Consider the following 23,924-nt stretch of genomic DNA (forward strand, 5'->3'; position numbering starts at 1 on the left):
TTTCCAGGCATTCGCGCTGAGTCGGCAAACCTGTGCCGCCGCCGTGGGTGGCACAGATGACGGCCGGCAAAGTTACCGACCAGTAGTAATCGCCGTTATCCAGCAACTGCCCATAGGTAATGCCGCCATGGCTTTCGGCGACGTTGGCGGCGTCCTGGCCGGTGGCGATAAACATGGCCGCCAACCCGTTGGCCGAGTGCGCACCGCTGTACGCAGCACCAGCCTGAATGGCGCCCACGGCAGCAATCTGGCGGTACCGGTAAAGGTTCGCGGGGTCTACGCGCAGCAGCTCGTGAGCCACTTCGCGCTTGAGGGTGAACTCGGCGATCACCCGTTTGCCACGGGTTTGAATCATGTTCATGGCCGAGTGTTTTTTGTCGGTGTCGATGGCGCCGGACAGGATGTAGCGTGGCTGCAACGGGTGGTTGGCCTTGATCCATTCACAGGCGGCGAAGGTCGCCTTGCTGGTCATGTTCTGCCCGGCAGCATCGCCAGTGGTGTAGCAGAAACGGGTGTAAAGCATGTTGGCGACCGGGTACTGCTCGATCTCGAACAGCTTGCCGCTGCGGGTGGTGGTTTCGGCGATGGCCTTGATCGTTTCAAACTCGCTCACCAGCCAGGCGCCAAACTCGCGGGCCTGCAACGCGTCGGCAAACATGAATACCGGCGCGCGTTGCATGGAGTGTTTCACCACCGTGGTCTTCACCCCACCCGAGGCGCTGATGGCGCGCATGCCGCGGCTGTAACTGGCCAGCAACGTGCCTTCGGTGGTGGCCATGGGGATATAGAAATCACCCTGGGCATGTTCGCCCTCAATGCGGATGGGGCCGGCGAGGCCCAGCGGCATTTGCACCACGCCGATAAAGTTTTCGATATTGCCCTGGGTGACCTCGGGGTCGATGGCGTACTTGCCCACCATATCCAGCGAGGCACCGGTTTGCGCTTTGATGAAGTCGCGGCGAATACCGGCCTGCTCACTGGAGTAGTCGTTGGATTTATTACGGGGGATGGGGGCGCCTCTGGACATCGTGCTCTCCTGCTTCGTCGGTCGGATTAGCCTAGGTGAAAATCCGTGACTCGGAGTGTGCCCAAGGGCTGGAGCGCTGACTTGCCCGACGGCGCCAATGAGGTGATCCAACGCGTCAATGTGCAGGCCGTCGCTTATCGGTGCCCCGCGACGTCGCTGTGCGGTTCGCTGAAAAAACCTTTGGCTGCTTTTTAAGCTGAGGGTGGCGTTGATGGGGGGACGGGGCCTAACGACTTGGCTCCAGCACCCCAATCCTCTCCAGCCGGGCGCGCACCACATTGCGGCTGATGCCCAGTAACCGGCCGGTCTGCACCTGGTTGCCATTGCAGTATTGGTAGGCCGTGCGCGTGATGGTTTCTTCGATGTGCTCGTACAGATTGGCCTCGTTGCGCTCGAACAAGGTCGTCAGCGCCACCTCCAGCCTGGCGGTGAACGCGCCGGGTACGGCGTTGCGCTCCTGCTGCTGTTGGCTGAACCGTCCAGCCGCGCCGAGCATGTCGACCAGGTGCAAGTCCAGCGGCTCCACCCGTTGGTGGCGGCATACCAGCAGGGCATGGTGAATGGCGTTTTCCAGTTCGCGGATATTGCCCGGCCAATTGTGCTGCAGCAGGGTGTGTTCGGCCTCCGCCGTTAACACGGCGCGCTCGTAACCCAGACGGTGGCAGTGCTCTTCCAGGAAAAACTCGGCCAGCGGCAGAATATCGCCGAGGCGCTCGCGCAGCGGCGGCAAACGAACGGCAGCCACATGCAGGCGGTAGAACAGGTCTTCGCGAAAGTTGCCGGCTACTACCGCGTCCGCCAGGTTGACGTTGGTGGCCGCCACCACGCGCACGTCAATTGGCACCGCGGTACGCGAGCCCAGGCGCACCACCTCGCGCTCTTGCAATACGCGCAGCAGTTTCACCTGCATGGCCAGAGGCAAATCGCCGATTTCGTCGAGAAACAAGGTGCCGCCGTTGGCCGCTTCAAACCAACCGGCTTTGGCGCTGCTGGCGCCGGTAAAGGCGCCTTTTTCATGGCCGAACAGTTCGCTGTCCACCAGGTTTTCCGGGAACGCGCCGCAGTTGACCGCCACGAAAGGCGCCAGCCCGCGCTTGCTCAAGCGATGGATATGGCGGGCCACCAGTTCTTTGCCGGTGCCGGTTTCGCCCACGATGAGCGTATTGGCCTCGCTCGGCGCCAAACGCTCGATGCGTTCAAGCAGCTCTCGCGAGCGCGGGTCGGCAAAGACCAGCACCGAGGCGCGCACAGACTTGGTCAGCTCACGCGCGTAAGGGTGGGTAATGAGGGTCATCAGCGGCACATCCATGCGGACAGCAATGGCCGCATAGTGCCGTATTTTTTTATATTCAATTAATCATCAATACTGCTTTAAATATACCGTTTTGAGATATACGCCTTTACCCGAAAAATCCCGTAAAGCCGCAGCGTTATTGGGCTGTGCGTTACGCCAAACTGCTGCCCGAGCAGCAGCCCGGTCGCAGTTTTGCCACTCAACCCAACCGAGTAAGCCCGCGCACGCCAGCACTGCTGCTGGAGCAACACCGGCCACTAGGCAGCTCGTTCAGCGCGTACCCGCAAAATCGCGCTGTCCACCAGCGGCAGCACCTCTTCGCCGACGCGATAAGCCTCTTCCAAATGCGGCTTGGCCGACAGAATGAAGCTGGTCACGCCAATCTCCACGTACTCGGCCAACCGCTCCGCCACCTGGGCATAACTGCCCACCAACAAGGGCACCGGCCCGGTTCCGGAAAATGCGGCACCGGCCCAGAGATTGGGCGCGATAAACAGCGCGTCGAAACTGTTCGAGTTACCCGCCGACAGCGCCTGTTGCCGCTGCCGCCCGACCGACTCCGACTCGCCCCCTTGACGTGCCCGACGCTGCTCGATAAACACCGGATCGCTGGTAACTGCATCGAAGTAACGACGCAAATCGGCCTTGGCCAGTTCCTCGGTTTCACGGGCGAAAATGTCGATGCGCATGCCGTAGCGAATCTGGTCCGCGCGGCCGATCTTGTCGGCCTCGATTTGTACTCGTTCGATCTTTTCGCGAATGCCGGCCAACGGCTCAGCCCACGACAAATAGACATCCGAATGCTTGGCGGCCACCGCCAACGCCGGCTCCGACGAACCGGCAAAGTAGACGCCGGGCAACGGTGCGTGGCTCAACGGGGCGCGCAAGCCGCCGTCTTCAAAGCGGTACAAGTCGCCCTGATAATTGAACGGCGCGCCCTTCCAATAGCCTTTGTAGGCGTCGAGGAATTCGTCGGTGCGGGCGTAGCGCGAATCATGGGCCTGGAAGTCGCCATAGGCGCGCTGATCGGCGCCGCTGCCGCCGGTAATCACGTTGAGGTCCAGGCGCCCGTGGCTGATCCGTTGCAAGGTCGCGCTAGCCTGAGCCAGGTACGAGGGCTGAAAAAACGCCGGCTGGAACGCCACCAGAAAACGCAGGTGGCGGGTTTCCCGGGCCAAGGCCGCCGAGAGTGTCCAGGGGTCTTCGCTTTGGCGAAAACTGGGCACCAGCACGCTACGAAAACCATTGATGTCGGCGGCCTGCGCCACCTGCACCAGGTAGTCCACGTAGTTGTGGCCGTGGTAACCGTCGTCGCCAAAACTGGCGGCGAGCGCCAACGGGGTCTTCTCTCCTTTGCCCCACTCCCCTCGGGAGCTCTGCCGGCCGCTGTGCAATTTGCCGTCACCGGAATGGGGAATACGCCATAGAAATTCAACGCTCATGTCTGTGCCCTCGTGCAGCGGTTCAGGTTAGAAGTTGACGGTGGTCTGCACGCCGAAGGTTCGCGGCGCGATATACCCGGTTGGGTAAACACCGCGGGTGGTGACGATCTGCGAGAGCACCTTTTCCGATTCATTGGTCCAGTTGTTCACGAACGCCGCGACCTGCCACTTCCTGTCGTTGGGCTGATAGCTGACTCGTGCGTTGCCCAGCCAGTAGCCGGGAGTTTCCTGCACCGGGTCGTTCTGCACGGTGGCGTTGTGATAGATGTGGCTGCGGTACGACCAGTCGGTGCCCAGCACCACGGAGCCACCCAGAGCGGCCACCGGAATGCGGTAGTCGGTGTCCAGACGGAACGAGGTTTCCGGGGTGCGGTAGAACTCGTTGCCGCTGGCATCCAGGTCCACGCCACCGATGTTGTACTTGAAGTTGGTGTACTCGGTGCGCAGCAAACCGAGGCTGGAGGTCACCCGCCAGAACTCGGTGGGCAGGGCTTCCACTTCAAATTCCAGACCCTTCACGTTGCCATCGGACGCGCCGGCTGTACTGGTGATGGTGGTGCCCGGCACCTGCTGCTGAATGTTCAGTTGCAGGTCTTTGATGTCGTAGTAGAAGGCGTTGGCGTTGGCCGTCAGGCGCCCACCCAGCCAGCTGGATTTCACCCCGACTTCATAGTCGATCAGGGTTTCCGGCTCGGTCTGAATGATGTCGCCCCGCACGATCGACTGGTTGAAACCACCGGAGCGGAAACCGCTGGCGATCCGCCCATACACCATCACATCAGGAGTAATGAAGTACTCCGGGGTGATGTCCCAGGTGGTCTTGTTCCAGTTGGCGTCTTTGCTCAATTGCGCCGGCGCAACCACGCCGCTGCCGGTCACCGAGTCCGGGCTGCCGCCGGGTTGCACGATCACGATGTTCTGGTTGCCGGCCGTGTCGGTGGCCGTCAGGGTGGTTTCGGTGATGTCCTTGGACTCCCAGGTCTGACGCAAGCCCAGGGTCAGCGCGGCGCGCTCGGTAAAGCGGTATTTGGTATTGCCGAAGATGGCAAAGCTCTTGGCATCCTGGTCCCAGGAACTCTGGGTGTATTGCTCTTGCGTGGTGCCGACCTTGTAGCGAATGGCCTGGGATTTACTGTCGGCCTGCAGGTCGTAGTAATAGGCGCCGACCAGCCAGGTCAGGGCCTGGTCCTGGGCTGATGCCAGACGCAATTCCTGGGTGAACTGGTGCGAAGAGGTATCGCCCAGCGAACTGTTCTGGTCCAGCGTGGTGCCAGCCGGTGTACCGGCCTTGGCCTCGGTGGTGCCGTCGCTGTAGTTGAACGCGGTGATTGAGGTGAGCGTGTTTTCACCCGCGTACCAATTCAGCTTGTAGCTGCCGGCATACAGGGTGTTTTCTGCCGAGCTGTCGCCGTTCCAGAAGTCGCTGCGGTTATCCGGGTCGTCGCCGTAGGGCGGAAGGTAACTGCTGCCACCCTGATTGATCGCGCCGCCGGGGTTGGGCTTGGTCACGTTGTTGACGCTGGTGGCGCCGACCACGTAGCTCGGAATATTACCGGTGCGGTATTTGCGCACGTTGAAGTTGAGCAGCCCGTCGAGTTCGTCAGAGAAGTTGGCCAGCAGTTGGAAGCGGCCGTTGAAGTCTTCGAGTTGCGGACCGTCGTCGCCGGTAACGATGTTCTGCGCCCAGCCATCGCCCTTCTCGTAATACACCGCCGCACGACCGGCCAGCTTCTCGTCGACCAAACCGCCGCCACTGGCCGCCTCAAAGGTTTGCTTGCCAAAGCTGCCGGCGCCCAGACGGGCGTAGCCGTTGTTGTCGAAGGTGGGTTTCTTCGAAATAAAGTGCAGCGCACCACCGGTGTTGTTCTTGCCCCACAGGGTGCCTTGCGGCCCGCGCAGCACCTCGACCCGCTCCAGGTCGAACAGCGGAAAGCTCTGGTCGCCCTGCAAGCCCACTACCACTTCGTCGACATACACCGACAGCGGCCCTTCCTGGTTGGCGTTCGGGTCATTGGTACCGATACCGCGCAGGAACCAGCGCGGTTTGCCGGTACGCCCGCCGGTGTTGCCGCTGGACTGGCCCGACAGGTTGGGCGCCAGGCGCTCCACGTCCGAAGACGTGACGATGTTTTTATCGTGAATGGCCGTGCCGGAAATGGCCGTGATGGGAATTGGCACGTCCTTGAGTTTTTCCTCGCGCTTTTGCGCGGTCACTACCACCGTGTCGAGCACCTTGTCCTGGCTGGTGTCTTCACTGTTTTCGGCGTTCTCGGCGGCCAGCACTTTGCTTTGGGTTTCCGCAGCCTGCACGCCGGTTGCCAGCAGGCTCGCAGTCAACCCGACGATGCACGCCTGAGAGACCGACTGAGCCAACACTTTCCTTAAATAATTCGCCGATTCCGGTACGGCCCCAGCGACTGTTGTTACACCCCAGCGTCTCGTTAACTGCGACATCGTTCATGTTCCTGCTAAGTATGAATGCGTGGCTAATAGTTATAAAAATCGAATTGGAAATAGCAGAAACTGTGCCACACAACTAAACAAACCCCGCAACCGGCATAAACACTGAGCTTTATTTAACTATTCAAACTTTTGCATATCCTTATTAGAATAGTAAATGCTGCCATCCGAGCATATAAGTGCTGTGGACGTGTTGCGTTTCCAGCACTACCAATTCTCACCTGCTGTTAACTAACGCCTTACTGCTATAAACAGAAGAGTCTGAAAAGCCGGCGTAGCATTTCCGCCCTGGTGGCCGCCCACCTTCTTAAATCCAGGAAATACGGGGTCTGCAGTAACGTCGTTAATGTCGACATAGCGCCACCGCCGCGAGATCTAATGCACTTTTGTTAGATGCTTATGCAGTGTTGCGTTTTCAGCACCGCCACTAAAAGTGCTGTTATCGCAACATACTCAGCCGCTGTAACGACTCATACAAACAACGGCCGACAAGACTATTTACGGCAACACGCCCCTTCAAAAAAACCGGCCAAGCCCTTATAAAACGGCCATTCAGCCAACTATCCACCGCTAAACTTGGCCGACTCTTTCAGCCATTTAACAACGCGTGCAAATAGCTGGCATGGAGCGTGCTCTAGTGATTTCCGTGAATAACCACACCGCTATTCAAGGAACGGTCATGAGCACTTCCAATCAACCCGTCGAACTGTTTTACACACGCTGCGGCGCGGCCACTGCGTCGGCCCTGGCCATTCGCAAAAACTGGCTGCAAGACGAATTCGCAGGACCCGACACCGTGCTGCATTCGCTGCGCGATTCCGACAGCCTGGCGGTGCGCAATGCGCACTACCACCACCAGCAAACCGGGTTGTTTCGCGAAGGCGGCAATATCCCGCCGATCTGGGCCAAGGGCAGCGGCTCGGACACCGTGGTCGTCGGCATCACCTGGCTGGATGAGTACCAAGGCATTCTCACCCGCGCCGACAGCGATATCCGCGATATCGCCGACCTCAAAGGCAAACGCCTGGGTGTACCGCTGCACAAGAACGCGGTCATCGACTTCCAGCGCGGCGCCGCGCAACACGGTTACGTCACCGCGCTGTCCCTGGCCGGCCTGACCACCAACGACGTCACCCTGGTGGACCTTGAGGCGCCCAGCTACGACACCGAAGACGGCCCGCGCAGCACCACCCGCGAACAGCGCGCCGACGTCGCCGTCACCGCGCTCGATGCCGGCACCGTGGACGCGATCTTCCTGCGCTTTACCCGCGGCTATCGCCTGTCGCAAGACGCGCGTTATCGCCAGCTGATCAATATCAACGAGCTGTCCGACCCGCTGCTGCGGGTGAACAACGGCACGCCACGGCCTATCACCGTCGACCGCCAATTCCTCAAGCAACACCCGGACGTGGTGGTGCGCTACCTCACCGTGCTGCTGCGCACCGCCGAATGGGCCGCCAGCCACCACGATGAAGTGGTGCAGCTGCTGCAACCGGAAGACAGCAACGCCTCGGCGGCTGAAGTCGTCGGCTCCCACGGCGCCGATGTGCACCTCTCGTTCACCCCCAAGTTGAGCGCCGAGTACATCGAAGGCCTGACCACGCAAAAGAACTTCCTGCGCGACTGGGGCTACCTGAAAGCCGACTTCAAGGTGGCCGACTGGATCGACAGCGGCCCGCTCGAACAGGCGCAAAAAATTGTCGCCGAGGAAAAGGCCAAAGCCTCCGCAGCCGCCTGATTCAACCCCCTTAATTTTTGGAGCAACACCCCATGAGCGCTTTTGAAAAAACCGAAGTCGATCTGATCGCCTACATCGAACAAGCCAAGTCCGACGCCGTGCACGTGTTCGAATCGCTGCGCGCCAACGGCACGCTGTCGGCCAGCCTGACCTTTCATATCTCCCACCGTGTGCCGGGCACCGACACGCTGCTGGCCATCCGTTTCCCCGGCGGCCTGGCCCGCAGCCAGGCGCCGAAAATCAGCGTGTCGTCGTTTGCCGAAGCCAGCGGCTCGCTGCTGAACGAACCGCGTCTGGAGGCCGACACCGTGATTCACGTGCACACCGCCTGGCTGTCGGCCTGGTCGCTGGCGCACAAAGACTTCCCGATTCTGTATGTGGCCGCTGCCCGTCACCTGCTGGCGCGCACTATTCCCAACCACCTGGAGCGCACCCGCAGCGCACTGGAAGTAATTAGCGAGCGGTTGGACAAACACCCGGAACTGGCACCGCCACCGGCGTTGCTGGAATCCAACGGCGGCGCCAATTTCTGGGGCCAGGGCATTATCAAAACCGCCGAAACCATCCTCTTTGTCGAAGAAGCCGCGCGCTTCCAGGCCATTGCCGAACAGCTCGGCGGCGCCCAGGTGTACACCCCGGGCGGTCTGGAACTGCAATGGAAACGCACCGGCCTGCTGGAAAAATCCAAAGCGTTCAGCGGCTAAGCCCGAGCACCCGGGGTGTGCGTGCACACCTCGGGCTTGCTTAAGAATCTGGTCTGCCCAAAGAGAAAAACACCGTGAGCAGCAAAAAACGCCAACTGGCCCTGAACGTATTTCTTCACCGCTTTGGCCACCACCCCGAAGCGTGGCGCCACCCCAGCTCCACTGACAACGGCCGGCCCAACCTGGCCTGGTGGGTGAAGGCTGCCAAGCTAGCCGAAGCGGCCAAATTCGACACGTTTTTCGTTGCCGACTTTATCGGTCGCTCCGGCGAGGTCACGCCACAAACGGGCCGCAGCCCGCAGAACTATCAGTTCGAACCTTTCACGTTGTTGTCGGCCATTGCCGCTGTCACCGAGCACATCGGCCTGGTCGCGACGGTCAACACCAACTACGACTCGCCGTACCACGTGGCGCGTAAATTCACCTCGCTGGATCACCTCAGTGGCGGCCGCGCCGGCTGGAACGTGGTGTCGTCGTTTGGCGACCACGCAGCGAAAAACTTCGGCATCAGCGAACCGCGTAGCCATGAAGAACGCTACGAGCGCGCAGCCGAATTTATTGCCGTCACCAAAGCGCTGTGGGACAGCTGGGACGACGACGCCTTCGACCAACCGGACCGCCAAGCCGGGGCCTTTTATAAGTCCAGTTCCGGCCACCCGGTTAACCACCATGGCAAGTACTTCACCAGCGAAGGGCTGCTCGATTACCCGCGCCCTATCCAGGGTTACCCGGTGATTGTGCAGGCCGGCAACTCGGAAACCGGGCTGGAGTTTGCCGCCCGCGAAGCCGAGATGACCTACGCCTCGGCGCAGTCGCTGGACGTCGCCAAGGCCTACTACGCCAACCTCAAAGGGCGCATGGCCAAGTACGGCCGTGATGAAGACCAGTTGAAGGTCACGCCGGGGTTGTCGGTGGTGGTCGCCGAATCCGATCAGGAGGCCCAGGACCGCTTCAACGAACTGCAGCAGCTGGTGGACGTCAGCAATGTGCAGTTCGGCGGCTTTGACTTGTCGTCCTACGACGTCGACGGCCCGCTGCCCGACCTGCCCTACCAGGCCGACGCCAATGGCAAAGGCCGCTTCCAGCAGCAGCTGGACCTGGCCCGCCGCGAGAACCTGAGCATTCGCCAGCTGGTGTTGCGCTTTCGCGTTTCGCGCGGGCACTTGCAGGCCATTGGCTCGGTGAAAACCGTGGCCGACACCATCGAGCAATGGTTTGTCGAACGCGGCGCCGACGGCTTCAACGTGGTGCCACCGTACCTACCGCAAGGCTTCGAAGACTTCACCCGGCTGGTGGTGCCCGAGCTGCAACGCCGGGGCATTTTCCGCACCGAGTACGAAGGCAAAACCTTCCGCGAAAACCTTGGGCTGGACCGCCCGGCAAACCCGCGGGATACGCGCACGGCGTGAAGCCTGAGCCCCATCGCAGATCAGTCCCCTCTGCCCGCTTGCGGGAGAGGGCTAGGGAGAGGGTTTTGCTTGTTTGCAGGGCGCCAGCCTTGGGGCTTGGTAAACAACCAGACCCTCTCCCCAACCCTCTCCCGCTAGCGGGCAGAGGGGGCTGGATTGGCGCTGCTGGCTCATACGCGACACCTCCAAAACCGCACCACCGTTGACACCTGCACCGGAACCCACGCCATGTCGTACTACCTGATCACCCGCTTGCTGGCGATGATCCCCACCTTGTTGGGGGTGCTGACCCTGACCTTTCTGGTTACCCAATTTGTGCCCGGTGGCCCTGTCGACCATGTGCTCAGCGACCTGGATGGGCAAAGCGCGCGCTCCGGTGCCGAAGGCGGTACGTCGGGCAGCGGGTGGAATTACAGCGGGCGGCAAGGCATCGATGAACAGCAGATCGAACACCTGACCCGCCAGTACGGTTTTGATCAACCAGTGCTGGAACGTTATGTGGCAATGCTCAGCAACTTTCTGCGCTTTGACCTGGGCCAGAGTTACTTTCGCAATGAGAGCGTCTGGGAGCTGATCAAGTCCAAGCTCGGCGTGTCGGTGTCGCTGGGCATCTGGACCTTCGTACTCACCTACCTGATCTCCATTCCGCTCGGCGTAGCCAAGGCGGTGCGCGCCGGCAGCCGGTTCGATTTCATCACCAGCCTGCTGATTCTGTGCGGTTACGCGGTGCCGGGGTTTGTGCTCGGGGTGCTGCTGATTGTGCTGTTCGGCGGCGGCTCGTTCTGGGATGTATTTCCGCTGCGCGGCCTCACTTCAGATAACTGGAGCGAACTCAGCCCGCTGGGCAAAGTGACCGATTACCTCTGGCATATCACCCTGCCGGTCGCCGCTTCGGTGCTCAGTACCTTCGCCCTGAAAACCCTGCTGACCAAGAACACCTTTCTTGAAGAAATCAGCCGTCAGTACGTGCTAACCGCCCGCGCCAAAGGGCTTTCCGAGCGCCGCGTGTTGTGGAAGCACGTGTTTCGCAATGCCCTGCTGCCCTTGGTTACCGGTTTTCCCGGCGCGTTTATCGCCGCGTTTTTTACCGGCAGCCTGCTGATTGAAACGCTGTTTTCCCTCGACGGCCTGGGCCTGCTTTCTTACGAATCGATCAATAGCCGCGACTACCCCGTGGTGCTCGGCAGCCTCTATCTGCTGACCCTGATCGGCCTGCTGACCAAGCTGGTGGGCGACATCGCCTACGTGCTGGTCGACCCCCGCATCAAATTCGACGCACAGGTGGCCTGATGACCGCGCAGACAATTTCGCCCCCCAGTTTCTGGCAACGACTTGCACAACGGCTGGGGCGCCGCGCACCGCGCGTACATGAAGAACTGTTGCCGCAGACCGAGGCCGGCGTAACGCCCGGCAGGCGCCTGTGGTTGCGCTTCAAGCAGAACCGCCTGGGCTATTGGAGCCTGATTATCTTCAGCTCGCTGTACCTGGTAAGCCTGGCCGGCGAGCTAATCAGCAACGACAAACCGCTGCTGGTGTACTTCCAGCACGAGTGGTTTTTCCCGCTGCTGCACGACTACCCCGAGGCGATATTTGGCGGCCAGTTGCCGATTTATGCCGACTACAACGACCCCTTTATTCGCGAGCAGTTGGCCAAACCCGGCAACTACGCGCTGTATGCGCCCAACCCGTATTACTACGACACGCTGAACTACTTCTCCAACGCGGTGCACTACCCCGGCCCACCCACCAAGGAAAACCTGCTGGGCACCGATATCGCCGGTTACGACATCGTGGCCCGTCTGCTGTATGGCTTTCGGGTATCGGTAACGTTCGGCCTGGCGCTGACGTTGATCGGCACCGTGCTAGGCGTGTTGATTGGCGCGCTGCAGGGCTACTTCGCCGGCAAGATCGACCTGGTCGCCCAGCGCCTGATCGAGGTGTGGGGCTCGCTGCCTGAGTTGTACCTGCTGATTATCTTTGCCTCGTTGTTTGAGCCCAGCCTGATTCTGCTGGCGGTGCTGCTGTCGCTGTTCGGCTGGATCTACCTGTCGGACTACGTGCGGGCGGAATTCCTCCGTAACCGCCAGTTGGAATACGTAAAAGCGGCGCGGGCCATGGGCCTGTCACATTGGCAGATCATCTGGCGGCATATCCTGCCCAACAGCCTGACGCCGGTGATCACCTTTCTGCCGTTTCGCATGAGCGCCGCGATCATGGCATTGGCCAGCCTGGACTTTCTCGGCCTCGGCGTGCAGGCGCCCGCCCCTAGCCTTGGCCAGTTGCTGCTGCAAGGCAAAGAGAACCTGGATGCCTGGTGGATTGCCGTGTCGGGTTTTGGCGCGCTGATGCTCACCTTGCTGTTGCTGACGTTTATGGGCGAGGCCCTGCGCAACGCCATGGACACCCATATTGCCGACCGCCTGCCGCCAGAGAGTGTGTGATGAGTGCGCCATTGCTAAGCCTTGAAAACCTCACCATCACCCTGGGCAACCGTACGGTGGTGGACGACCTCAATCTGCATATCCAACCCGGCGAGCGCTTGGCGCTGGTGGGTGAATCCGGTTCGGGCAAAACCATTACCGCGCTTCGATACTGCGCCTGCTGCCGCAAGCCAAGGTGCAAGGCCGCATTGTTCTGGCCGGAGAAGATTTGCAGAAGAAACCCATTGCGCAGCTGCGCCAGATTCGTGGCCGCGATGTGGCGATGATTTTCCAGGAGCCGATGTCCGCACTAAACCGCTGTACAGCATCGGCGCGCAAATTATCGAAACCCTGCAATTGCATGAAGGGCTTGGCCCGCGTGAAGCGCGGGAGAAAACCATTCGCCTGCTGGCACGCACCGGCATTCGCGAACCTGAGCGGCGGGTGGACAGCTTTCCCCACCAGCTTTCCGGTGGCCAGCTGCAGCGCGCGGTCATTGCCATGGCCCTGGCCTGCCGGCCGAAACTGCTGATTGCCGACGAACCCACCACCGCCCTGGACATGACCGTGCGGGCGCGCATCGTGCAGCTGCTGCTGGACTTGCAAGAAGAAGAGCTGGCCCGTGGCGACGGCCAGGGCATGGCCATTTTGCTGATCACCCATGACCTTAATCTGGTGCGCCGCTTTGCCCAGCGCGTGGCGGTGATGGAGCACGGCAAACTGGTGGAGAGCAACAGCACCGAGGCGTTGTTCGCCCAGCCGCAACACCCCTACACCATCAAGCTGCTCAACAGCCGACCGCAACGGGACATTGCCCCGGTGCCGAGCGACTCCGCCACGCTGCTGCACACCGACGCCCTGCGCGTGGAGTACGCGAAAAAGATTCCTGGCTGGCGCGGCTGGTTTCGCCACGACCGTTTTGTGGCCCTGGACAGCGCCAGCGTGCAGTTGCGCGCCGGCGAAACCATCGTGTGGTCGGTGAATCGGGCTCCGGCAAATCGACCCTGGCCCAAGCCATCCTCAACCTGATTCCGGTGCAAGGCGGCGAACTGGAGTTCGACGGCATCGCCATGCACAACCGCAGCAAACAACAGCGCCGTGAATTGCGCGCTGCCTTGCAGGTGGTGTTTCAGGACCCGTTCGGCTCGCTGTCACCGCGCCAAACCGTCAACCAGATCATTGGCGAAGGCCTGGCCCTGCACTTTCCCGAACTGAGCGCCGCGCAGCGCCTGCAACACATCGTGCAGGTGCTCGGCGAAGTCGGCCTGCCGGTCAGTGCGTTAACCCGCTATCCCCATGAGTTCTCCGGTGGCCAGCGCCAGCGCATCGCCATCGCCCGCGCCCTGGTGTTGAAGCCCAAGGTGGTGGTGCTGGATGAGCCGACCTCGGCGCTGGATGTGTCCATTCAGAACCAGATTCTGCAACTGCTGGTCAGCCTGCAGAAAAAGCATGGCCTGAGTTATGTGCTGATCAGCCATGACCTGGCCGTGGTGAATGCCCTGGCGCACCGCCTGTATGTGCTTAAAGACGGGGTGATCGTCGAGTCTGGCGACACCGGCGAGCTGATCGCCCGTCCCCAGCATCCCTATACCCAAAGCCTGGTTCAGGCCTCGTTGTAAGCCGGCCTGTGGAAACCCTATGACCCTTTTGACCGCCTTCCCTTTACCCGCGCGTTGACCTGTTCGGCGTGTTGCTGACGACCTCGCCAGCGGCCCTGCCGCACATGCCGTGGCGCAATTTGGCACCCCCAAATACCCGGCCGACTTTCAGCAGTTTGACTACGTGAACCCGCAAGCGCCCAAGGGCGGCACGTTGTCGATGTCGCTGGTGGCCACCAACAGCAGCTTCGACAAATACAACCCCTACAGCCGCGCGGCACGCCGCCGCCGGGGCTGCTGGAACTGGTATTCGAAACCCTGACCATCAACGGCATGGACGAACCCAACACCCAGTACGGCCTGCTGGCCGACGATATCCAGGTGGCCGATAACTTCGCCTCCGTGGTGTTTCACCTCAACCCTAAAGCGCGCTTTAACAACGGCGATCCAGTGACCGCCGCCGACGTGCTGTATTCGTTCAAAACCCTTACCGACGGCAAGGCCAGCCCGCGCTTCAAGGCCTACTTTGCCGAGATCGCCGAGGTGCAGGTGCTCGACCCGCAGCGCGTGAAGTTTGTGTTCAAGCGCCGTGGCCGCGACCTGTCGTTTATTGCCGGCAGCCTGCCGGTGTTTTCGCCCAAGTGGGGGCAACAGGCCGATGGCAGTAGCGTGCCGTTCGACCAGTTGCGCTTCGAACAGCCGGTGGCCAGCGGCCCGTACCAGATCGACAAGGCCATCAGCGGGCGCGGCATCGTATACCGGCGCAACCCCGACTACTGGGCCAACGACCTGCCGGTACGGCGCGCTCGTTCAACTTCACCACCATCGATTTCAAGCTCTATAAAGACCGCGACACCCAAGTGGCGGCCATCCGTGCCGGCGACTACGACGTGATCGCCGAAACCCAGATGCGTTACTGGTGCTGCCAGTACATCGGCAAACGCTTCGACCAGGGGCAACTGGTCAAACGCGAATTTGCCCACCGCAACCCGCCGGCCATGAACGGCTGGGTAGTCAACCTGCGCAAGCCGCGCTTCCAGGACCCACGGGTACGCGAGGCGCTGAACTACGCGCTGGATTTCGAGTGGATCAACCAGAAGATTTTCGACAACGAGTTCAAACGGGTCGACAGCTACTTTGCCGGCACCCCGCTGGCGGCCACCGGCCTGCCCAGCGAAGACGAACTGAAACTGCTGGAGCCCTACCGTGGGCAGATTCCCGATGCGGTGTTCGGGCCCATGCTGCAGCAGCCTTCCACCAAGGCACCGGGCAGCGTGCGCGACAACCTCACCAAGGCTCTGGAACTGTTCGCCGAAGCGGGTTGGCATAACCGTGATGGCGTGTTGCGCAATGCCCAGGGCGAACCCTTTGTGCTGGAAGTGGCCGGCACCCGCACGCAAAGCCCCTACACCGACCCCATCTACCTGAACCTCAGCAAGATCGGCGTGGTGGTGAAGAAAAAGCTCACCGATGCGGCCACCGCGCGCAAGCAGCTGACCAGCTTCGACTACGACTACACCACCCTGGCGCTGCGTGAAGCACGCATGCCCGGCGATGAACTGTGGCGCAATTTCAACAGCAAGGACGCCGACCGCCCCGGTTCGGAAAACATCACCGGGGTGAAGTCGGCGGCGGTCGACGGGTTGATCAAACACCTGCTCGACGCCGACAGCCAGCAAGAGCAGCAAACCGCCGCCCATGCCCTGGATCGCGTGCTGGTGCACAGCTTCTACGTGATTCCGTGGCGCTACCTGGACAAGCACTACGTGATCTACAACCAGCGCCTGCAACAGCCGGCCACGCTGCCGCTGTACTACGGCGCCAACGACTGGGTACTGACCACCTGGTGGGACAGCACCGCCGAGCGCCGCGTTACGACCAATCCTTAAGCCCTTTCCCGATAAGCCCCTTGCCCCCTTTTGAGGTCACCATGTCCCAGCCCCGCCAATCCGACCACGCCATCCACCCGCTGTTTATCAATCGCTGGTCGCCGCGCGCCTTTACCGGCGAAGCCATCGACGAGGCCACCCTGCACAGCCTGTTCGAAGCCGCGCGCTGGGCGCCGTCGGCCAACAACTCGCAGCCGTGGCGTTTTATCTACGTGCACAACGGCTCGGCGCAGTGGCCCGCCACCCTGGAACTGCTGAACGAGAAAAACCGTGCCTGGGCCGACAAGGCTTCGGCGTTGATTGTGCTGGTATCGAAAACCACCCACGTACGCGCCGGCAGCGATGCCGCCACGGCGCTGCGCAACCACTCGCTGGATGCCGGCGCCGCCTGGGCGCACCTGGCCTTGCAAGCCGAACATGCCGGCTGGCACAGCCACGCCATCGGCGGTTTTGACCGAGACCAGGCACGCACGCTGCTGGGCGTGCCGGACGGCTACAACGTGGAAATCGCCATTGCCATCGGCAAGCTGGCCAGCCGCGACAGCTTGTCGGCCGAACTGCAGGCGCGCGAACAACCCACCCAACGCAACCCACTGCACAGCCTGATCGCCGAAGGGCGTTTCAGTTTCCACGAATGAACCGCGCCCGCGTGGCCCATGCAGCGGCCTGCCGCCGCACGGCTATTGCGGGTCCCCCCATACCGTCTGATCGACTACACCACCTATGAAAAACCTTTGGCGCACTATTCAGTTCATCCCCGAGTACCGCGGACGGGTGATCGCGGTAACCCTCGTGGGCACCGTTCTTGGTTTTATCGGCACCGCCACGCCCTACCTCTACAAAGTCATCGTCGACACCATTTCGCAGCTGCTCACCGGCAAGATCACCCACGAGCAAGCCACCTGGAGCGTCACCCTGCTGCTCGGGGTGTTCTTCGCCCTGCGCATTGGTGTGGTGGTGTTTGGCGCCCTGCAAAACAAGCAGGCCGATGACCTCTGGCTGGACACCGTAAGCACCTTCCGCCAGCGGGTGTTCGACAACATGACGCAGAAGTCCATCGACTACTTCGAGAAGACCCGCGTCGGAGAAATCATGGACCGCTTCGGCAACATCACCAGCATCACCATGTGGCTGTCCTCGCTCACCGAAGGCACCCTGGCGAACATCCTGCAGATGCTGTTTATCATCAGCGTGCTGCTGATCAAGGCGCCCTTGGTTGGCGCGATCATGACCGCCGTGCTGCTGCTCAACTTCTGGATTTCGTACCGCACCGTGGGCTGGACCCGCCCCTACCGGCGCGGCTGGCAGGCCCTGGCCGGGCGCATGACCGGGCTACTGGCGGAGATGGTCGGCAATATTTCCACCGTGCGCAGTTTTGGCGGCGAGCCGGCGGTGAAGCAGCGCTACGACGACACCCAGGCCGAGTGGATGATCACCCGGGGCAAGCTGCACACCACCGAGTGGCGTTCCGAACAGGCGCTCAACCTGATCAATACCCTGGGCGTGTTTATCGCCGTAGCGCTCACCGTGCACGGCGCGTTGCAGGGGCGTTTTACCACCGGCGATATCTTGCTGATCCTCACCCTCACCCAGAACCTGATCAACAGCATCGGCCCTATCGCCCGGCAGATTAACCAGGCGGGCGAAATCGAGAGCAACGCCGAGCGCCTGATCGAGCTGCTGGATATCGAAGCCGAACACGCCGACCGTCCCAACGCCATCGCCCTCACCCGGCTGAACAGCATCACGTTTGAAAACGTCAGTTTTCATTACCCCGGCAAAGACGAGTACGCGCTGAAGAACGTGTCGTTCCATCTCGACGCCGGCCTGACCCTGGCTCTGGTGGGCACCAGTGGCAGCGGCAAAAGCACCATCGTCAAACTGCTGATGCGTTTCTACGACGTGAGCGAGGGCCGCATTCTTATCAACGGCATCGACCTGCGCGACTACCAGCAACGCAGCGTGCGCGCCTTGATGGGCGTGGTGTTGCAAGACGTGGCGCTGTTCAACGACAGCATCGGCGAAAACATCGCCTTCGCCCGCCCCGGCGCCAGCGACGAGCAGGTTCGTGAAGCGGCTCAGGCAGCGCACGCCGACGAATTTATCCAGCGCATGGAAGCGCAGTACGACACGTTGGTGGGCGAGCGCGGCATCAAGCTGTCCGGCGGTGAAAAGCAGCGCGTGGCCATTGCCCGCGCCGCGCTCAAAGACCCGCAACTGATCATTCTCGACGAAGCCACCAGCGCGCTCGACTCCGAGTCCGAGCACCTGGTGCAGCAAGGGCTGGAGCGCCTGATCAGTGGCCGCACCTCGGTAATCATCGCCCACCGACTGAGCACGGTGATGAACGCGGATATGATTCTGGTGATGCGCAACGGCGAGGTGCACGAACGCGGCATCCACAGTGAACTGGCGTTACGCGAAGGCGGTTTTTACTCGCGTTTGTATGCCCTGCAAAGCCAGGGGCGTGCGGTGCTAGCCACTTGAGTGTTGCGGCCTGAGCACCCCCGTGTTGCGGGGGTGTTGCTAATCAGCCAACGGTTTTCTAAAGGCCGACAGCGCGCTTTCAATATCCGCCTAACACATTGTTTTAAAACAACTTATTAAATGTAAAAACGCCTGGCACAGGCGTTGCAATACCCCTAACGCCACTCCCTGCAGCGCCCGGCAGTACGGCAGCAAGGACCCGGTAGCAGCCATCCGGTTGCGAACAACAGCGCTGTGCCATTGGCACAGGCGCCCATTGATCAGCAAAGGAAAGAGCACCGTCATGAGTCAACCACTGGATACGCTTTGGTACACCCGTTGCCCGGTTCCCACCGGGCTTGGTATTGCTGTGCAAAAGGGCTGGCTGGAAGAAACCCTGGCTTCCCAGGGCACCCAGATCAAGTCGCTGCGCGAGTCGGAAAACCAGGCCGTGCGCGAGTCGCACTTTGACCACACCCTGCAAAACTCGGTACGCCACGGCGGCAATATTCCGGCCATCTGGGCCCGCGCCAGCGGCCGTGAAACCCGGGTGATCGGCTTGTCCTGGCAGGATGAAGTGCAGCTGATTCTGAGCCTGCCCGACAGCGGCATCAAAACCGTCAAAGACCTCAAGGGGCGCAAGTTTGGCCTGCCGCTGTGGGCCAATGCACAAATCGATTTCTCCCGCGCCCAAGCCATTCGCGGCCTGGAAAACGCCTTGAAACTCGAAGGCCTGGAAGTCAGCGATGTGGAGCTGGTGGACTACCAACGCGGTGGCACCCACAGCGACGAAGCGGCCCGCACCGTCTCCGGTATCACCACCTTTGGCGGCCGCCGTACCGGTGGGCAGAGCGCCGAGTTGGTCGCTTTACTGCGAGGTGAAGTGGACGCCATCTTCCTCAAAGGCGCCTCCGCCGCACACCTGGCGCATACCTTTGGCCTGCACACCGTGATAGACACCGGCTCCCACCCGGAACCGCTGATTCGCGCCAACAACGGCACGCCGCGCACCCTGTCGGTCGACCTCAACCTGCTGGACAACCACTTCGACGCCGCCGTGGGCATTCTGGACTCGGTGATTCGCGCCGAAGCCTGGGCCTGGAACAACCCTGAAGACACCCGCCGCTACCTGGCACGGGAAACCAACAGCAGCGAGTTCTGGGTAACCGGCGCTTACGGCGAAGACGCTCACCTGCGCCTGCGCACCGATCTGCACGAAAACTCGATTCTGGGCCTGCAGGACTTCACCCACTTTCTGCACCGCTGGAACTTTATCCCGCAGACCTTTTCCGTGCGCGACTGGATCGACCCACGGCCCTTACAAGCGCTACGCTCAGCGACTGCGCTAGCAGGCTGAACACTACTGCGCTGGGTTTCGCTTAGCTCGCAACCAGCGCTTTCAAGACTTCGACTAGCAGGCAACATGAGCAAACCTCTTGATACCCTCTGGTACACCCACAGCCCGGTTCCCACCGGGCTGGGGATTGCCGTTGAATCGGGCCGACTGGCGGATGCACTGCGCCCGTTCGGCACCACCATTCAAGCGCTGCGCGAGTCCAACGACCGCGAGATTCGCGAAGCGCATTTCGACCACCACCTGCCCAACTCCGTGCGCCATGGCGGCAACACGCCGGCTATTTGGGCCCGTGCCAGCGGTGCGCAAACGCGCCTGCTCGGGTTGTCGTGGAGCGACGAAGTTCAGTTGATCGTCAGCAACCCCGATGGCCCGGTGAAAACCATCAGCGACCTGAAAAACCGTCGCTTCGGTCTGCCCAAATGGGCCAATGTGAAAATCGACTTCAACCGCGCCACCGCCCTGCGCGGTCTGGAAAACGCCTTGAGCCTGGAAGGCTTGCAGGTGTCCCAGGTGGAGCTGGTCGACTACCCATATGGCGGCACCCATACCGATAACCCGGTGCGGCATATCTTCGGCGCCCAGGTGCGGTTAACCGGCAAACAGGTCCGCCGCAGCAACCGCGAACTGATCGGGCTGATGAATGGCACGGTGGATGCGATCTTTCTCAAAGGCGCCCACGGCCTGCAGCTGGCCGACGAGTTCGGTTTGCATGTGGTGGTGGACACCGGCTCGCACCCCGACCCGATGATCCGCGCCAATATCGGCACGCCGCGCACGTTGACGGTGGACCAGCACCTGCTTGATGAGCATTACGACGCGGCGCTGTGCATCGTCGACAGCGTGATGCGCGCCGAGCGCTGGGCCTGGGTGCACCCCGAAGAAACCCGACGCTTTCTGGCCCGCGAACTCAATACCAGCGAGTACTGGGTAGCGGCGGCTTACGGTGAAGACGCCAACCGCCGCCTGCAGACGGGGCTGGACGAACGCTCGATTCTGGCCCTGCAACAGCTGACCGATTTCCTTGAGCGCTGGGAATTTATTCCCAAGCAGTTCAATGTGCGCGACTGGATTGACGAGCGACCGCTCACCCACTGTTTGGCGAGCCTGGCGGTCGACTGAAAAAATCGTCAGCCACTCAAAAAGACCCCTCCCCCAAAAGGGAGCCATACAAGGGAGGGGGCGTAAAAACCGCTTCAGGATGTCCAGCGTTTAAACAGCACGCTGGCATTCACCCCGCCAAAGCCAAACCCGTTGGAGAGCGCGTACTCGATAGGCATCGCTTGCGCAGCGCCGTGAACGATATGCAGCGCGCCCACCGCTTCATCCGCCTGGGTGAAGTTCAGCGTGGCCGGCACCGTCTGATCGCGAATGGCGAGCACGGTAAAAATCGCCTCAAGCCCGCCCGCTGCGCCCAAGAGATGGCCCGTCGCCGACTTGGTGGACGTCACCGCCACGTTGGAATGCTCGCCAAATACTGCCTTGATCGCCGCCAACTCGCCTTTGTCGCCCACCGGCGTTGAGGTCGCGTGGGCGTTCAAATGCTGAATGTCGCTGGCGGCAATACCGGCCTGGGCAATCGCCTGCTGCATCGCCCGCCGCGCGCCGTTGCCATCCTCCGGCCCCGCCGTCAGGTGATACGCATCGGCACTGGTGCCATAGCCCACCAGTTCGGCGAGGATGGTGGCGCCACGTGCCTGCGCATGGGCCAGCGATTCGATCACCAGCAGGCCGGCGCCCTCGCCCATCACAAAGCCGTCGCGGGCTTGGTCAAACGGCCGCGAGGCCAATGTGGGCGTGTTGTTATAGCCGCTGGACATGGCCCGCGCCGCCGCAAAACCGGCCAGGCTCACCCGATCGATGGACGCTTCGGCACCCCCGCATACGGCAATATCGGCCTCACCGCTGCGGATCAGCCGCGCCGCATCGCCAATCGCCTGCACACTCGCCGCACAGGCCGTCACCGGCGCGCCCAACGGCCCGCGCAAGCCATGGACAATCGACACATGGCCGGCGGCCAAATTGGCCAGAAACGAGGGAATGGTGAACGGTGATAAACGCCGTGGACCTTTGCTGTCGGTGGTGCGTACCGCATCGGCAATCGCGCCAAAGCCACCTACGCCGGTGCCGATAATGGTGGCGGTGCGCTCCTGCTCAGCCTCGGTTTGCGGGTGCCAGCGCGCTTGCGCCAGCGCCTCGTGGGCAGCGGCCAGGGCGAACATGATAAAGCGGTCCATCTTCTTCTGTTCTTTGGCGGGGATGGTGGCGTCGGGGTCGAAGCCTGCTTGCGGGTCTTCTGCCAACGAGGGCACTACGCCGGCAATGCCACAACTGATGCCTTCAACCATTTCGGCAGGCAACGCGCGAATGCCCGACTGGCCGCTTAGCAGGCGCTGCCAGACGGTGTCCACGCCCACGCCAAGCGGCGAAACAACGCCCATACCGGTAACCACGATGCGTGTGTCGTTCATGTTCGAATCCTTGTTGGATGAAATTCCAGCTCGTGAAGGCTCATATCAATACACCGCCACGGTCGCGGACGGCGCATTCCACCCGCCGCCCAGGGACTTGAAGCAATCCACCGCCGCCACCGACGCCGCCGCCTGCGCCAGCAGTTGCTGCTCTTGCGCTTGCTGCAAACGGTCATCCGCATCCAGCACTTCAAGGAAGCTCACGCTGCCCTGCTGGAACGCCGAGTAGGCTGCCGCGCGGGCCTGAGTAAGCGAGCGCACCCCGCCTTCGAGCAACGCATTCTGTTGTTCGCTTTGCACCAGCTGGGTCATGGCGTTTTCTACATCGGCGGTGGCTTGCAGCAAGGTCTGTTGATAGGCCGCCAAGGCTTCGGCATCGCGCCCTTTGGCAAACTCGACCTCGGCCTTTACCCGGCCAAAATCAAACAGCCGCCAGCGCAGGCCGAATACGCCCTGCGCCAGGTTGGCGTCGCTGGACAACAGGTTGCCGCTCACCGTGGTGGCCGAACCCAGCAGCGCGCCTAGCGAGAACTTGGGGTAGTAGTCGGCAATCGCTTCGCCAATGCGTGCATTGGAAGCGGCCAAGGTGCGTTCTGCGGCAATTACATCCGGGCGACGGCGCAGCATTTCGGCCTGTCCGCCGGCGTTATCAATACGCGGAGCAACAGGTATCGCCGCGTTCTTGGCCAGGGTTTCGTGCAGGGTGCCAGGGGCTACCCCGCCCAATACTTCAAGGGAGTTCATGATGCTTTCGATAGCACTGCGCAGCGGCGGCACCTGCGCCGAAACCGTCGCCAACACGCCCTCCGCCTGGCGCAGTTGCAGCTCGGCGATCACGCCTCGGGTGAACTGCAACTGCATCAGTTTGACCAGCTCGGCCTGGGTGTTGACCCGGTTTTGCACGACGGTCTGTCGCGCCTGCAAGGCACGCAGCTGGATATACCCGCGCGCCGCCGATGAGGTAACCATCAACCGCACCGCCGCTTGTTGCGCCAAGGTGGCCTGCCGGTCCGCATCGGCCGCTTCCAGCCCACGGCGCAGGCCACCAAAAACATCCGCTTCCCAACTGGCGCCGGCATCCAGCTGATACAGGCTGCTGTTGCGATCAAACCCCGGTGCTCCACTGGCCAGACGGCCCATGGGGTCTTCCAGCGATTGATGGCCCCTACTCGCCTGCGCATTCAACTCACCCGACGGCAACAAGGCCGAGCGGGCCGACAGCGTCAGCGCATTGGCTTGCGACACCCGGGCAACCGCCTGGGCCAGGTCGAGGTTCTGCGCCAGCACCTGGTCGATCAGGCTATCGAGTTGCGGATCGGCAAACCCCGCCCACCAGACCGACATATCGGCGGCCGGCCCACTCGTTACCCGCTGCTCAAGGGCCGGCTGATTGCGAAACGCTGCCGGCGGCGGTGACGCGGGGGCGTGGTAGTCGGGGCCGACGGTGCAGCCGGCCAGCCACAGGGCGGGTAACAGACGGGCAAACCAGGCGGTTCGCAGGGGGATAAAGGTCATGAGCGGTCCTGTAATAGCTAGCGGCATTGTAAACAGTTAAGCAAAACAGTAACCATCAGACGAAAACAAATCCAGAACAAACAGCATCAATTACGCTGATGTCGATCATCATTTAAAACAGGATAAGTTACGTATTT

18 protein-coding genes and 1 pseudogene are annotated in these 23,924 nt (G+C 61.6%); 13 read left to right on the forward strand and 6 right to left on the reverse strand.

Going from position 1 to position 23,924, the window contains the following annotated elements; genetic code table 11:
* The 4 genes from AC0V2S_RS09920 to AC0V2S_RS09935 form a co-directional block, all read right to left on the reverse strand.
* A partial coding sequence (locus AC0V2S_RS09920; protein WP_475509587.1) for a hydroxymethylglutaryl-CoA reductase occupies positions 1 to 1,027 on the reverse strand: 1,027 nt, incomplete at its 3' end.
* 226 nt (positions 1,028 to 1,253) lie between these two features.
* Positions 1,254 to 2,321 carry a sigma-54 interaction domain-containing protein gene (locus AC0V2S_RS09925; RefSeq protein ID WP_475509588.1) on the reverse strand — a complete coding sequence of 356 codons (1,068 nt, stop codon included), beginning with the start codon at positions 2,319 to 2,321 and terminating at the stop codon, positions 1,254 to 1,256.
* A gap of 257 nt (positions 2,322 to 2,578) precedes the next feature.
* The gene (locus tag AC0V2S_RS09930) at positions 2,579 to 3,763 is read right to left on the reverse strand and encodes an LLM class flavin-dependent oxidoreductase (RefSeq protein WP_475509589.1); all 1,185 of its coding nucleotides are present in this window, start codon (positions 3,761 to 3,763) and stop codon (positions 2,579 to 2,581) included.
* A gap of 27 nt (positions 3,764 to 3,790) precedes the next feature.
* The gene (locus tag AC0V2S_RS09935) at positions 3,791 to 6,136 is read right to left on the reverse strand and encodes a TonB-dependent receptor (protein WP_475509590.1); all 2,346 of its coding nucleotides are present in this window, start codon (positions 6,134 to 6,136) and stop codon (positions 3,791 to 3,793) included.
* A gap of 766 nt (positions 6,137 to 6,902) precedes the next feature.
* Here AC0V2S_RS09935 and AC0V2S_RS09940 point away from each other — a divergent pair.
* From AC0V2S_RS09940 to AC0V2S_RS10000, 13 genes and pseudogenes are all read left to right on the forward strand, one after another.
* A complete protein-coding gene (locus AC0V2S_RS09940) occupies positions 6,903 to 7,961 on the forward strand; it encodes an ABC transporter substrate-binding protein (RefSeq protein ID WP_475509591.1) in 1,059 nt (352 codons plus the stop codon).
* Positions 7,962 to 7,993: 32 nt separating this feature from the next.
* On the forward strand, positions 7,994 to 8,665 hold the full coding sequence (locus AC0V2S_RS09945) for a class II aldolase/adducin family protein (protein WP_475509592.1): 672 nt from the start codon (positions 7,994 to 7,996) through the stop codon (positions 8,663 to 8,665).
* A gap of 74 nt (positions 8,666 to 8,739) precedes the next feature.
* Positions 8,740 to 10,074: an LLM class flavin-dependent oxidoreductase gene (locus tag AC0V2S_RS09950; protein WP_475509593.1), complete on the forward strand. Its 1,335-nt coding sequence runs from the start codon at positions 8,740 to 8,742 to the stop codon at positions 10,072 to 10,074.
* 228 nt (positions 10,075 to 10,302) lie between these two features.
* Complete coding sequence (locus AC0V2S_RS09955) at positions 10,303 to 11,364, forward strand: microcin C ABC transporter permease YejB (protein WP_475509594.1); 1,062 nt, start codon at positions 10,303 to 10,305, stop codon at positions 11,362 to 11,364.
* Complete coding sequence (locus tag AC0V2S_RS09960) at positions 11,364 to 12,515, forward strand: ABC transporter permease (RefSeq protein WP_475509595.1); 1,152 nt, start codon at positions 11,364 to 11,366, stop codon at positions 12,513 to 12,515. Before AC0V2S_RS09955 ends, AC0V2S_RS09960 begins: the two co-directional genes overlap by 1 nt.
* A pseudogene (locus AC0V2S_RS09965) lies at positions 12,515 to 14,113 on the forward strand (ABC transporter ATP-binding protein). Before AC0V2S_RS09960 ends, AC0V2S_RS09965 begins: the two are co-directional and overlap by 1 nt.
* Before the next feature lie 109 nt (positions 14,114 to 14,222).
* A complete protein-coding gene (locus AC0V2S_RS09970; protein ID WP_475509596.1) occupies positions 14,223 to 14,414 on the forward strand; it encodes a hypothetical protein in 192 nt (63 codons plus the stop codon).
* Between the two features lie 11 nt (positions 14,415 to 14,425).
* A complete protein-coding gene (locus AC0V2S_RS09975; protein ID WP_475509597.1) occupies positions 14,426 to 14,986 on the forward strand; it encodes an ABC transporter substrate-binding protein in 561 nt (186 codons plus the stop codon).
* Positions 14,953 to 15,981, forward strand: coding sequence for an ABC transporter substrate-binding protein (locus AC0V2S_RS09980; protein ID WP_475509598.1), 1,029 nt, complete (start codon positions 14,953 to 14,955; stop codon positions 15,979 to 15,981). Before AC0V2S_RS09975 ends, AC0V2S_RS09980 begins: the two co-directional genes overlap by 34 nt.
* A gap of 41 nt (positions 15,982 to 16,022) precedes the next feature.
* Positions 16,023 to 16,619 carry a nitroreductase family protein gene (locus AC0V2S_RS09985; RefSeq protein ID WP_475509599.1) on the forward strand — a complete coding sequence of 199 codons (597 nt, stop codon included), beginning with the start codon at positions 16,023 to 16,025 and terminating at the stop codon, positions 16,617 to 16,619.
* A gap of 85 nt (positions 16,620 to 16,704) precedes the next feature.
* Positions 16,705 to 18,468: an ABC transporter ATP-binding protein gene (locus AC0V2S_RS09990; RefSeq protein WP_475509600.1), complete on the forward strand. Its 1,764-nt coding sequence runs from the start codon at positions 16,705 to 16,707 to the stop codon at positions 18,466 to 18,468.
* 283 nt (positions 18,469 to 18,751) lie between these two features.
* Positions 18,752 to 19,804: an ABC transporter substrate-binding protein gene (locus AC0V2S_RS09995; protein ID WP_475509601.1), complete on the forward strand. Its 1,053-nt coding sequence runs from the start codon at positions 18,752 to 18,754 to the stop codon at positions 19,802 to 19,804.
* A gap of 66 nt (positions 19,805 to 19,870) precedes the next feature.
* A complete protein-coding gene (locus AC0V2S_RS10000) occupies positions 19,871 to 20,923 on the forward strand; it encodes an ABC transporter substrate-binding protein (protein ID WP_475509602.1) in 1,053 nt (350 codons plus the stop codon).
* Positions 20,924 to 20,997: 74 nt separating this feature from the next.
* On the opposite strand, the gene fabF is transcribed toward AC0V2S_RS10000, so the two are convergent.
* Positions 20,998 to 22,272: a beta-ketoacyl-ACP synthase II gene (fabF, locus tag AC0V2S_RS10005; RefSeq protein ID WP_475509603.1), complete on the reverse strand. Its 1,275-nt coding sequence runs from the start codon at positions 22,270 to 22,272 to the stop codon at positions 20,998 to 21,000.
* A gap of 45 nt (positions 22,273 to 22,317) precedes the next feature.
* Positions 22,318 to 23,787, reverse strand: a complete 1,470-nt coding sequence (locus tag AC0V2S_RS10010; RefSeq protein ID WP_475509604.1) for an efflux transporter outer membrane subunit — start codon at positions 23,785 to 23,787, stop codon at positions 22,318 to 22,320.
* Between the last annotated feature and the right edge of the window lie 137 nt (positions 23,788 to 23,924).

It is taken from the genome of Pseudomonas sp. CC11G, assembly GCF_056174845.1.

Coding starts and splice junctions, on each gene's coding strand:
- AC0V2S_RS09925 (WP_475509588.1), bottom strand. CDS start 2,321: ATGACCCTCATTACCCACCCTTACGCGCGTGAGCTGACCAAGTCTGTG.
- AC0V2S_RS09930 (WP_475509589.1), bottom strand. CDS start 3,763: ATGAGCGTTGAATTTCTATGGCGTATTCCCCATTCCGGTGACGGCAAA.
- AC0V2S_RS09940 (WP_475509591.1), top strand. CDS start 6,903: ATGAGCACTTCCAATCAACCCGTCGAACTGTTTTACACACGCTGCGGC.
- AC0V2S_RS09945 (WP_475509592.1), top strand. CDS start 7,994: ATGAGCGCTTTTGAAAAAACCGAAGTCGATCTGATCGCCTACATCGAA.
- AC0V2S_RS09955 (WP_475509594.1), top strand. CDS start 10,303: ATGTCGTACTACCTGATCACCCGCTTGCTGGCGATGATCCCCACCTTG.
- AC0V2S_RS09960 (WP_475509595.1), top strand. CDS start 11,364: ATGACCGCGCAGACAATTTCGCCCCCCAGTTTCTGGCAACGACTTGCA.
- AC0V2S_RS09975 (WP_475509597.1), top strand. CDS start 14,426: ATGGACGAACCCAACACCCAGTACGGCCTGCTGGCCGACGATATCCAG.
- AC0V2S_RS09985 (WP_475509599.1), top strand. CDS start 16,023: ATGTCCCAGCCCCGCCAATCCGACCACGCCATCCACCCGCTGTTTATC.
- AC0V2S_RS09990 (WP_475509600.1), top strand. CDS start 16,705: ATGAAAAACCTTTGGCGCACTATTCAGTTCATCCCCGAGTACCGCGGA.
- AC0V2S_RS09995 (WP_475509601.1), top strand. CDS start 18,752: ATGAGTCAACCACTGGATACGCTTTGGTACACCCGTTGCCCGGTTCCC.
- AC0V2S_RS10000 (WP_475509602.1), top strand. CDS start 19,871: ATGAGCAAACCTCTTGATACCCTCTGGTACACCCACAGCCCGGTTCCC.
- fabF (WP_475509603.1), bottom strand. CDS start 22,272: ATGAACGACACACGCATCGTGGTTACCGGTATGGGCGTTGTTTCGCCG.
- AC0V2S_RS10010 (WP_475509604.1), bottom strand. CDS start 23,787: ATGACCTTTATCCCCCTGCGAACCGCCTGGTTTGCCCGTCTGTTACCC.